Raw genomic sequence first — 10422 nt, 5'->3', positions numbered from 1 at the left:
GGCAGGCATCGCCTCACGCGAGCTTAAAGCCTTCCTTGTTGGCCTGCGCCGTCACCCGCGCATTGCCCTCGGCACCCAGCGCGGCGTGGAGCGGCGGGAACACCGCATCCTCCTCCTCGCGGATATGCGCCTCGAGATCGGCGCGGAACGCAGCGACCTTCTCGAGAAACGCCGGCGACTGATTGTCCATGTTCTCGAGATCGTAGAGATACTGCTTCACATAGCCGTGGTCGTGGTTGAGCTTGTCCGCGTCGGCCTTGTCGCCCCAGTCGCGGAGCGCGGCATAAACGACGTTCTCCTCGGTAAAGGCATGTTTGCCGAGCGCATGCTTCAACTGGATCAGCAACACGCTGCGGCGGTGGCTGGCGCTGTTCTCGGTCGCCTGAAGCTGGTCGAACAATGCGAGCGCGAGTTTGTGCTCGGTCTTGAGCGCTTCGAACCAGTCGCCCGCCGCCGCGCTGGGCGCCTGCACGATCGCCTTGCGGCCGAGGTTCATCGCAAGCCCCGTGACTACTCCGGCTGCGGCGATGCCGACCAGCGAGGCGGTTCGGCTCGTCACCGCCGCCCTGGCGCTCTCGACCGCGGCGCTCGCGCGCTTCGCTGCGGTCTTGGGAGCGGCCGCAGTAGCCTTGCGTGCGGCGGCGGTGCCGCGCCGGGCCGCGCTGTCGACGCTGCGCCGCGCCGCCGTGGCGCGCCGTGCCACCGGGGCCGCCGCCCGCTTGACCGGCTCAACGACTGCGGCGGCAACGGTCTCGGCCTGCCCCGCGAGCGTGGCGGCCGCGGTCGCGGTGTCGACAACCGGCTTCGCACGTCCCCGCGGCTTCGCTTTGGTAGCGCTCGTGTCGGACGCGGGCGCACGGCGCTGGCGTTTGGCCGGCCGTTCCGCCACGGCGGCATCGAGCGCCGCGCGCGAGTTGCCGACGCGTTCGATCAGCGCGCGCGTTTCTTTCTGGGTGATGCCGTGCTTCTTGGCGAAATAGGCGACTTCGTAGGTTTCGTTCTCCGAAACCGTAGCGCGATCGCGCGCGCCGCGCTGTTCGGTATCGTCGGCCATGGGAATCTCCTCAGAATCGCCGATACAAAGCACGAGTGCGCGGCAGGGTTCCGCCGCGCCCTTGTCCGGCCGGGAACGCACGGTCCCGGCCGGGGTGCGGATCAGACCGTCGTGCGGCGGTAGTTGGCGCGATCCGCGGCGATTTCATCCGCCGTATAGGGTGCGGCGGTCTCATCGAAGCCGGTCCAGCCCGACTGGCGATAGGCCGCACCGCGCGTCGTCGCGGTCACGCCGCGATTGCCGTCCAGCGTGGCTTCGGCCTGACCGACCATATCGTCGGGCACGCGCGCGCTGACCAGCGTACCGCCGCGCCGCACGCCTTCGGAATAGACGTGCGCATCCTCCTCGCTGTGCCCGGCGTTCTTGAGCGCACCGACGATGCTGCCGGTCGCCGCGCCGCCCGCGCCGCCGATCGCCGCGCCCGCCGCGGTCGAGGCGAGCCAGCCTGCCGCCACGATCGGGCCGAGACCCGGAATCGCCAGCAGGCCGAGGCCCGCCAGCAGCCCGCCAACGCCGCCGAGCACCGCGCCCGTCGATGCGCCACGGCTGACGTCGCCATGTTCGTTCACGTCGCTGACGTCATGATCGCCATGCGCATTGTTGGCGACGATGCTGAGATCGCTGTGGGGAATGCCGATGCGCTCAAGCTCTGCGACGGCGGTCTTCGCGTCCGAATACTCGTCGAACAGGCGTGTGATGGTTCTGCTCATTCTCTGTCTCCTGCTTGGCCGTCGATCAACGCGACGTGACGTTGCCCTTGTAGTCCAGCGTGACGGTGACGTGCTTGCCGCGCTTGATGGCCATGCCCTGCCATGCGCCGGCGTCGGTCTTGGTCAGATCGCCGACGTTGGTGTAGCCGGCCTTGGCGATGCGTCCCTTGGCCTGGCTCTGGGTGAAGGAGCTGTGTCCCTTGGCGGGCGCGGCGACCGTGTGAACCGAGCTGTCCTTGACGACTGGGTTGTGCGAGCCGGACTGGCCGGCCTGCGCGAACGCTCCGGTCGCGAGCAGCCCTGCGGCGGCCGCTGCGAAGATGTAGCGCTTCATCGTGTTTCCTCTCTCGTCGTTTCTGCGAAAAGCGTGCCTGGCTCGAAGCGCAGGAGCGTCTTGAACGCAGCAGCACGCGCTTCGGGCGCACGACGCTTTTTTAGAGAGGAGGAGGATCAGGGTTGCGCGGCCGGGCCGCCAGGATGTTCGCCGGAAAGCGGCGCGAGGCTGCCGGGCGTCGCCCCGCCGACCGCAAGGCGGCGCAGCGCGGCGAGGTCGTCGATGCGGACGATCCCGCGCACGATGCTCAGCACCGAGGCGGCGCGCAGATGGCCGAGGATCTTGTTCACCTGCACCGCGCTCAGCGCGAGCGCCTGCGCCAGCACGCGCTGGCCGACCGGAATCTCCAGCCGGTCATCGCCGCAGCGCCCGGTCGCGCCGAGCCGCGCGTGCAGTTCGAGCAGCAGCCGCGCGAGGTTGCGCGTGCCGCTGCCGTCGCCGAGCCAGCTGAGATGATCGAGCAGATAGGTGCGATAGTCGCCATCGGTACGCTCGATCAGCGCGCGGGCGTGCGGCGCCGCCCACGCCCCGTGAGGATCGGCACGGGCGAGCTCGGCGGCGTCGACCGTGCGCACCCGCGTCAGCGCGACCACGCCATACTCGCCCGCCGCCGCGATCGCGGGCGTGATGAAGTCGCCGGGCAGCAGGAACAGGAAGATCACCTTGCCCCCGCCCTCGATGCGCCGGCACCATGCCGCCCAGCCCGAGGTGATCAGACGCGGCGCGCCTTCCGTCAGGATCGCACCGTTGCTGCGATGCTCCGCGCCGGTTCGCCACAGCGCACGGATCGTGCCGATCTCGGCGGCATCGCGGACGAGGTGGAGATTGAGCCGCGCGATCAGGCACTCGAGGTTGCCGCGCTCCCGACGTTGTTCGCGCAGATCCACTCCGACGACCCTCTCGATGATCCACCGGCATTGAGGCAACCGAGGACGTTTCCGCAAATACGTCCGGCGCGGGCCGGCGGATGCACGGGTTCGAGATTTCATCCACCGTCACGCCCGGCCACCACCGGGTTCGGCCGATCATAAGAGGATACAGGCGCGCGTAACGCCCTTCTGCCGATCGGGTTCCGGCGCGGATTGCCATCCACAACAATAATGTGAAGATGTTTAACCGCTTTAACGCTGCGACATCTTTGATCTTCGCAAGGTCTCCGCACGCTACACATACCCGTCATTATGTGAATATTGGGTGATCGACAGGAGATATGTCGCGTGTCACCCCCTTTCTCCACGAACGACTTCGCGGCCGCCGCATCGAGCATCGGCGCCGATGTCGGTATCTCCGTTCGGTCCCCGGTCGCGGCACCGGCGGCTGGCTCGCTCGGGGCGGCGCATCGCTCGATCGCGGTGCCGCTCGGCGCGGGGCAATTCTGGAAGAAACTGTGCGCGTTCGCCGGGCCGGGCTATCTGGTCGCGGTCGGCTATATGGACCCCGGCAACTGGGCGACCGACACCGCCGGCGGATCGGCCTATGGCTATGCGCTGCTGTCGGTGGTGCTGTTCGCCAACATCCTCGCGATGTTCCTCCAGGCGCTCGCCGCCAAGCTCGGCATCGCCTCGGGCCGCGATCTCGCGCAGGCGTGCCGCGAGACCTATTCGCCGCGCGTCAACATCGCTTTGTGGGTGCTGTGCGAACTGGCGATCATCGCCTGCGATCTCGCCGAGGTGCTCGGCACCGCGATCGCGCTGCAACTGCTGTTCGGCCTGCCGCTCGCATGGGGCGTGGTGCTGACCGGGTTCGACGTGCTGCTGATCCTCGGTTTGCAGGGTAAGGGCTTCCGCAAGCTGGAGGCGATCATAATCGCTTTGCTCGTCGTGATCGGCGGCTGCTTCGCGTTCGAACTGATGATGTCGCGCCCCGATCTGGCGGCGGTGGCCAAAGGCTTCGTGCCGACAATGGCGATCGTGCGCGATCCGGCGATGCTCTACGTCGCGATCGGCATCCTCGGCGCGACGGTGATGCCGCACAACCTCTACCTCCACTCCTCGATCGTGCAAACGCGCCGGTTCGAGCGGACCGACAGTGGCAAGCGCGAAGCGTTCCGCATGGCGACGATCGACAGCACGATGGCGCTGACGCTCGCGCTGTTCATCAACGCCGCGATCCTGATCCTCGCCGCCTCGACCTTCCATGTCGCCGGGCGCTTCGACGTTGCCGATCTGGGGCAGGCCTATCACCTGCTGTCGCCGATGCTTGGCGCAGGCGTGGCAAGCGTGCTGTTCGCGGTGGCGCTGCTCGCGGCCGGGCAGAACTCGACCGTAACCGGCACGCTCGCCGGGCAGATCGTCGCGGAAGGCTTCGGCGGGGTCAGCCTGCCGGTATGGGCGCGGCGCTCGGCGACGCGGCTGCTGGCGATCGTACCCGCTGCGATCGTCATCATCTGCGTGGGCGACAGCGGTGCTACCAAGCTGCTGATCGCCAGCCAGGTGCTGCTCAGCCTGCAACTGCCCTTCGCGGTGGTGCCGCTGGTGCGGATGACGAACGACCGCAAGCTGATGGGCGATCTCGTCAATTCGCGCGGGGTCGCGGCGATCGCCTGGGGCATCGCCGCGATCCTCATCACCCTCAACGGCGTGCTCCTGTGGAGCATGATCTGACCCGTTCCCCGTTCAACACAGAGAGGACCGTCATGACCGACGACACGAAAGACCTGATCGAGGTGTTCGACCGAAGGGTGGAGCGGCGCAACGAGCGGCGTGAGTTCTTCAAGTCCGCGATGGGCGCCATCGCGGTCGCCGGTGCGGGCGCGGCGGCGGTCTCGCTGTCGAGCGGGGCGCAGGCGGCGACCGTCACCGATGCGGACGTGCTCAACTTCGCGCTCAACCTCGAATATCTAGAAGCGCAATTCTACAATTACGCGGTGTTCGGCACCGGCCTGCCCGCCAACCAGTTGACCGGCACCGGCACGCAGGGCGCGGTGACGGGCGGGCGCAAGGTGACGTTCACCGATCCGATCGTCGCCGCTTATGCCAAGGAAATCGCGCAGGACGAGACGCAGCACGTCGCTTTTCTGCGCACCCAGCTCGGCGCATCGGCGGTCGCGCAGCCCGCGATCGACATCGGGGCGACCCCGACCAGCGCCTTCAGCAACGCCGCGCGTGCAGCCGGCCTCGTCGGCGCTGGCGTGGCGTTCGACCCGTATGCCAACGACGAGAACTTCCTGCTCGGCGCGTTCATCTTCGAAGACGTCGGCGTGACCGCATACAAGGGCGCGGCCCCGCTCATCACCAACAAGACCTATCTCGAAGCGGCCGCAGGCATCCTCGCGGTCGAGGCGTATCACGCTTCGCTGGTCCGCACCGTGCTCTACGCCAAGGGCGTGCAGACCCCGTCGCTGCGCACCTCGGCCGATGCGATCTCCAACGCGCGCGACAGCCTCGATGGCAAGGACGATCTCGATCAGGGCATCTCACCGATGACGATCGGCGACGGGCTCGCGTCGAACATCGCCCCGCTCGACAGCAACGGCATCGCCTTCAGCCGCTCGACCGGACAGGTGCTCAACATCGTCTATCTCAACAATGCAGCGGTCGCGATGGGCGGGTTCTTCCCGGCCGGCGTGAACGGCACGCTCAACACGAGCGCCGCCAACTGACCCGCCAACGCCTCCAGGAGCAGACATCATGAGTGACCACGACGAGATGATCAAGATCCTCCGCGCCGGCGATCAGCGCCGCGCGGAACGCCGCCGCTTCATGCGCACCGCCGCGTCCGCCACGCTGGCCGCCGGCGGTCTGTCGCTGCTCTCCGCGTGCGGGGACGACGACAACGGCTCGACCTCCACGCCGCCTTCCACGGCAACGCCCACCCCCACGCCGAGCAGCGCGGGCCTGACCGATGCCGACATCTTCAACTTCGCACTCAATCTCGAATATCTCGAATCGCAATTCTACGTTCAGGCCGTGTACGGCTCCTACCTGTCGCCCGCGCAGACCGGCGGCGTCGGTACGCAGGGCACGGTGACGGGTGGCCGCAAGGTGACCTTCACCGATCCGGTCGTCGCGCAATATGCGCGCGAGATCGCCGCCGACGAATCGCAGCACGTCAACTTCCTGCGCGGCGTGCTCGGCAGCGCGGCGGTGGCGCAGCCGGCGATCAACATCGACGGCGGCCCGACCGGCGCCTTCACCGCCGCCGCGCGCGCGGCCGGGCTGATCGGCGCGAACGACACGTTCGATCCGTATGCGAGCGACGAGAACTTCCTGCTCGCCGCGTTCATCTTCGAGGATGTCGGCGTGACCGCATACAAGGGCGCGGCCCCGCTCATCGCCAACAAGACCTATCTGGAGGCCGCCGCCGGCATCCTCGCGGCGGAGGCGTATCACGCCGGCCTGTTGCGCACCGCGCTGTACAGCAAGGGGTTGCAGACGCCCTCGCTGCGCACCTCCGCCGACAAGATCTCCGACGCCCGCGACAGCCTCGACGGGTCGAGCGATGACGATCAGGGCATCACCGGCGATGCCACGACCTCGAACATCGTGCCGGCCGATGCGAACGGCATCGCCTTCAGCCGCACGACGGGGCAGGTGCTCAACATCGTCTATCTGTCGAAAGCGTCGCTCGCGGCGGGCGGGTTCTTCCCGAACGGCGTGAACGGCAACATCCGCACCAGCGCCGCCAGCGGCTGATGCGCCACCATGGCCATGCGGGACGTCGCCGTCCCGCATGGCCGTGATGCACGTTTCGGCGGAACGCGGACCCGGCGTGCGACGTTCTGCCCCACGTCCCCTGTCACGGCACGCACGCCCTGGTTGCGGACGAGGACGTTCGGTCCGGACGCCGCAACGACAGGGAAGATGACAGCATGGATGACGCAACACGCAGGCAGGTGATGACGGCCGCGACGATCGGCGCGGCGGCGGCAGCGGTGGCGGGCCCGGCGGCTGCGCAGACCGCGCCGGGCGGTGGTGCACGCGGCGGCAAGCAGGACCCCCGCAGCAAATATCCCAAGCCGCCGTTCAAGTCGCAATCGCAGCCCTGGCCGGGCCTCGCCAGCAAGATGGAGCCTCGGCCCGATCACGGCGAGACCAGCTATGTCGGCAGCGGGCGACTGCGCGGTCGCAAGGCGCTCATCACCGGCGGCGATTCCGGCATGGGTCGCGCCGCCGCGATCGCTTTCGCGCGTGAAGGCGCCGATGTCGCGATCAACTATCTCCCTGAGGAGGAGCCCGACGCGCGCGAGGTCGTCGACCTGATCCGCAAGGCCGGACAGAAGGCGGTCGCGATCCCCGGCGATATCCGCACCGTCGGCTTCTGCCGCCAGTTGGTCGACAAGGCGGTCGCTGGCCTCAGCGGGCTCGACATCCTCGTGTGCAACGCCGCGCGTCAGCAATCCATTCCTTCGATCCTCGACGTGACCGACGAGGAGTTCGACCGGACGATGAAGACCAACATCTACGCGCCGTTCTGGATCATCCGCGCGGCGCTGCCGCATCTCGATCCGGGCTCGGCGATCATCGGCACCACGTCCGAACAGGCGTATAATCCCGATCCCGATCTCTACGCCTATGCGCAGACCAAGGCGGCGACGATGAACTACGTCAAGTCGCTCGCCAAGCAGCTCGGCCCCAAGGGCATCCGCGTCAACGGCGTGGCACCGGGACCGATCTGGACGCCGCTTCAGGTGTCGGGCGGCGCGTCGCAGGGCAAGCTCGTCACCTTCGGCGCGACCGCACCGCTGGGCCGGCCGGGGCAGCCGGCGGAGCTTGCCGGCATCTTCGTCCGCCTCGCCGAGGACGACGGCAGCTATACCACCGGCAACATCTACGGGGCCGGCGGCGGTCAGGGGCAGCCGTGATGGCGCGGCTCTCCTTCAGCCTCACGGCGGCGGTCGCGGCTGCGGTGGCGATCCCGGCCGCCGCGCAGGAGCCGGGTTCGCGCCAGACGCGCGAGTTCGTTCAGGCGGCGGCGCAATCGGACCAGTTCGAGATTATGGAGGCGACGACCGCGCTTGCACAGAGCCAGGACGAACACGTCCGCGCCTTTGCGCAGACGATGCTCCAGGTGCACCAGCAGACCAGCGCGAACCTGCTTCAGGCCGTGCAGAAGGCAGGGCTCCAGCCGCCCAAGCCCGGCCTCGGCGGCGACCAATCGCAGTTCCTCGCCGCGTTGCAGAGCCAGCGTGGGCCGGACTTCGACCGGACCTACATCCGCCAGCAGGCGCTCGCCCATGCCGCCGCGCTCGCGGTCGAGCAGGGCTATGCGGCCTCGGGTGACGATGCGATGATCCGCCAAGTCGCCACCGCGAGCGTGCCGATCATCACCGCGCACCTGCGTATGGCCGAACAGATGCAGGGCGCGACGCCCACCCCCTGACCGACGCTCACACGCCGTCCGCGTCGGACAGGGCGAGGTGGAAGATCAGCCCGCCGCCCATCCGCCGCTCGATGGTGAGCGTGCCGCCGTGCGCCCGCGCGATGCGGTCGACGATCGACAGGCCGATCCCTGAACCTTCGGTTCCCATCGCATCGCCGCGCCACAGCCGGTCCTTGAGGCGGCGCAGTTCCGCCTCCGCCACGCCCGGCCCATCGTCAGCGACGCTCAGCCGCGCGCCCGGCCCCACCGCCACGACGATCGCGGTGCCGGGCGGGGTGTATTTCACCGCATTGTCGATCAGATTGTGGAGCGCGAGGACGATCGCCTCGCGGTAGCCGAGCACGGGCGGTGCGCCGGGCGTGGCCTCCAGCGCGATCGTCCGTCCGCCCGCGAAGATCGCGGGCGCGCGATCCGCGACGATCTCCTCGGCGAGTGCATCGAGCGCGATCGGCACCGCGCCCGAGGCGAGCGGCTGTTCGAGATCGGCGAGCGCGAGCAACTGCGCGATCACCCGGGCGGCGCGATCGACCGCCGCCATCATCTCGCCGCGCACGCTTTGCTCCGCGACCGCGTCGGCGCGCAGGCGGATCACGGCGAGCGGGGTGCGCAGTTCGTGCGCGACATCGGCAGCGAACGCGGCCTGGACGTGAAGCGCCTCGGCCAGCCGGTCGAGCGCGGCGTTGGTCGCCTCCGCCAGCGGCTCGGCCTCGGCCGGCAGCACGCCGAGCGGGAGGCGGGTGCGCGCCGAACGCGGGCCGATCGTCGCCGCGATTGCGGACACGCGGCGCATCCGCAGCGTCAGCCGGCGCATCAGCAGCACCCCGATCAGCGGGACCAGCGCGACGATCGGCAGGCTCACCAACGCAAACCGCTTTAGGAAGGCACGGACGATATCGTCGGTGACGACCTCCGGGTCGCCACCATCCTGCGAGGCGACGATCCAGCCGCCACGGTCGGGTCGGCTGTACCCCTCGATCGCGCCGCGCCGGAAGAAGCGTGCGGTGTTGGCGAGCGGCGCGACGGCGAGAATGTCGGCGCGCGGCGGCCCGCTCCGGCTCACCACGCGGCGGTCGCGGTCGATCACCGCCACCGCCATGCCCGCGCCGAGCGGCACCGGCGCGACCATGCCGCCGCCTCCCGCGCGCGCAGCGGCGACGATGCCGGCCTGACGGCGCAGCAGGTCGCGTTGGAAATGGTCGGCAGTCTGGTGGAGCAGGGCGTTGGCGCTCCACCCGAGCACGATCGCCGCCACCAGCGCCACCGCGACGTTGAGCACGATGAACTGCGCGAGCAGCGAGCGCGGCGCGGCGATCCTCACCCGGCCGCGACGATCATATACCCGACGCCGCGCACCGTCTCGACGCGCGTGCCGGTCGCCGCCTCCTCCAGCCGCTTGCGCAGGCGGTGGACATAGACCTCGATCGCGTTCGAGCCGAGATCGGCGTCGAGCCCGAACAGATGATCCTCGACGATCCGCTTGGGCACCACCCGCCCGGCGCGGCGCAGCAGCAGTTCGAGCAGCTCGGTCTCGCGCACCGACAACGCAAGCGGCCGCTCGCCGACATAGGCCACGCGCGTGTCGACCGCAAAGCGCAAGCCCCCGCAAGCGAGCGCGCGCCCGACATAGCCGTCGCGCCGGCGCAGCACCGCGAGCAACCGCGCGTACAGCTCATCGACGTCGAACGGCTTCGCCATATATTCGTCGGCGCCCTCGTTGAGCCCGAGGATGCGCGCCTCGATTGCGCCGCGCGCGCTCAGCACCAGCACGGGCCGCGTGTCGCCGCGTGCGCGCATCCGCACCAGCACGTCCATGCCGTCGCCGTCGGGCAGGCCCAGATCGAGCAGCACGGCGGCATAGTCGATCGCCGCCAGATATGCCTCGCCCTCCGCGCCGTCACGCGCGCGATCGACCGCGAGGCCGCGCCGCGTGAGGGCCGCTGCCAGCGCGGCCGCCACCGCATCTTCGTCTTCGATCAGGAGGATACGCATTTGGCGGGCTTCGC

At 69.2% G+C, this 10422-nt stretch carries 11 protein-coding genes; 5 read left to right on the top strand and 6 right to left on the bottom strand.

The annotated features are described in order from the left end of the window. Nucleotides 1-13 precede the first annotated feature (13 nt). The 4 genes from AC3ANX_RS02490 to AC3ANX_RS02475 form a co-directional block, all read right to left on the bottom strand. Nucleotides 14-1135 carry a hemerythrin domain-containing protein gene (locus tag AC3ANX_RS02490; protein ID WP_488335454.1) on the bottom strand — a complete coding sequence of 374 codons (1122 nt, stop codon included), beginning with the start codon at nucleotides 1133-1135 and terminating at the stop codon, nucleotides 14-16. A gap of 20 nt (nucleotides 1136-1155) precedes the next feature. After that, nucleotides 1156-1764, bottom strand: a complete 609-nt coding sequence (locus tag AC3ANX_RS02485) for a general stress protein (protein ID WP_488335453.1) — start codon at nucleotides 1762-1764, stop codon at nucleotides 1156-1158. Nucleotides 1765-1789: 25 nt separating this feature from the next. Next, nucleotides 1790-2098, bottom strand: a complete 309-nt coding sequence (locus AC3ANX_RS02480; RefSeq protein ID WP_488335452.1) for a hypothetical protein — start codon at nucleotides 2096-2098, stop codon at nucleotides 1790-1792. A gap of 116 nt (nucleotides 2099-2214) precedes the next feature. Then, complete coding sequence (locus tag AC3ANX_RS02475) at nucleotides 2215-2985, bottom strand: Crp/Fnr family transcriptional regulator (RefSeq protein ID WP_488335451.1); 771 nt, start codon at nucleotides 2983-2985, stop codon at nucleotides 2215-2217. Between the two features lie 330 nt (nucleotides 2986-3315). On the opposite strand from AC3ANX_RS02475, the gene AC3ANX_RS02470 reads away from it, so the two are divergent. The 5 genes from AC3ANX_RS02470 (at nucleotide 3316) to AC3ANX_RS02450 (ending at nucleotide 8419) form a co-directional block, all read left to right on the top strand. After that, on the top strand, nucleotides 3316-4701 hold the full coding sequence (locus AC3ANX_RS02470; RefSeq protein ID WP_488335450.1) for an Nramp family divalent metal transporter: 1386 nt from the start codon (nucleotides 3316-3318) through the stop codon (nucleotides 4699-4701). A gap of 32 nt (nucleotides 4702-4733) precedes the next feature. Beyond that, complete coding sequence (locus tag AC3ANX_RS02465) at nucleotides 4734-5699, top strand: ferritin-like domain-containing protein (protein ID WP_488335449.1); 966 nt, start codon at nucleotides 4734-4736, stop codon at nucleotides 5697-5699. Nucleotides 5700-5727: 28 nt separating this feature from the next. Next, nucleotides 5728-6732, top strand: a complete 1005-nt coding sequence (locus AC3ANX_RS02460; RefSeq protein ID WP_488335448.1) for a ferritin-like domain-containing protein — start codon at nucleotides 5728-5730, stop codon at nucleotides 6730-6732. Nucleotides 6733-6908: 176 nt separating this feature from the next. Further along, a complete protein-coding gene (locus tag AC3ANX_RS02455) occupies nucleotides 6909-7901 on the top strand; it encodes an SDR family oxidoreductase (protein WP_488335447.1) in 993 nt (330 codons plus the stop codon). Then, nucleotides 7901-8419 carry a DUF4142 domain-containing protein gene (locus AC3ANX_RS02450; RefSeq protein ID WP_488335446.1) on the top strand — a complete coding sequence of 173 codons (519 nt, stop codon included), beginning with the start codon at nucleotides 7901-7903 and terminating at the stop codon, nucleotides 8417-8419. The genes AC3ANX_RS02455 and AC3ANX_RS02450 overlap by 1 nt, the downstream gene beginning before the upstream one ends. Before the next feature lie 7 nt (nucleotides 8420-8426). Here the strand turns inward: AC3ANX_RS02450 and AC3ANX_RS02445 are convergent, their stop codons facing one another. Beyond that, entirely contained in the window at nucleotides 8427-9737 is a 1311-nt protein-coding gene (locus AC3ANX_RS02445; protein ID WP_488335445.1) for a sensor histidine kinase, read from the bottom strand. Next, nucleotides 9734-10408 (bottom strand): response regulator, encoded by a 675-nt coding sequence (locus tag AC3ANX_RS02440; protein ID WP_488335444.1) that lies wholly within the window; start codon nucleotides 10406-10408, stop codon nucleotides 9734-9736. Before AC3ANX_RS02440 ends, AC3ANX_RS02445 begins: the two co-directional genes overlap by 4 nt. Between the last annotated feature and the right edge of the window lie 14 nt (nucleotides 10409-10422).

This window comes from Sphingomonas sp. BRN-1R, from assembly GCF_057748035.1.
The sequence above is the reverse complement of the archived record's forward strand: the minus strand, read 5'-3'. Positions and strand labels throughout refer to the sequence as shown.

Bases quoted from the DNA above. Each gene is read 5' to 3' on its own strand.
- AC3ANX_RS02485 (WP_488335453.1), bottom strand. From the start codon at position 1,764: ATGAGCAGAACCATCACACGCCTGTTCGACGAGTATTCGGACGCGAAG.
- AC3ANX_RS02480 (WP_488335452.1), bottom strand. From the start codon at position 2,098: ATGAAGCGCTACATCTTCGCAGCGGCCGCCGCAGGGCTGCTCGCGACC.
- AC3ANX_RS02465 (WP_488335449.1), top strand. From the start codon at position 4,734: ATGACCGACGACACGAAAGACCTGATCGAGGTGTTCGACCGAAGGGTG.
- AC3ANX_RS02460 (WP_488335448.1), top strand. From the start codon at position 5,728: ATGAGTGACCACGACGAGATGATCAAGATCCTCCGCGCCGGCGATCAG.
- AC3ANX_RS02455 (WP_488335447.1), top strand. From the start codon at position 6,909: ATGGATGACGCAACACGCAGGCAGGTGATGACGGCCGCGACGATCGGC.
- AC3ANX_RS02450 (WP_488335446.1), top strand. From the start codon at position 7,901: ATGGCGCGGCTCTCCTTCAGCCTCACGGCGGCGGTCGCGGCTGCGGTG.
- AC3ANX_RS02440 (WP_488335444.1), bottom strand. From the start codon at position 10,408: ATGCGTATCCTCCTGATCGAAGACGAAGATGCGGTGGCGGCCGCGCTG.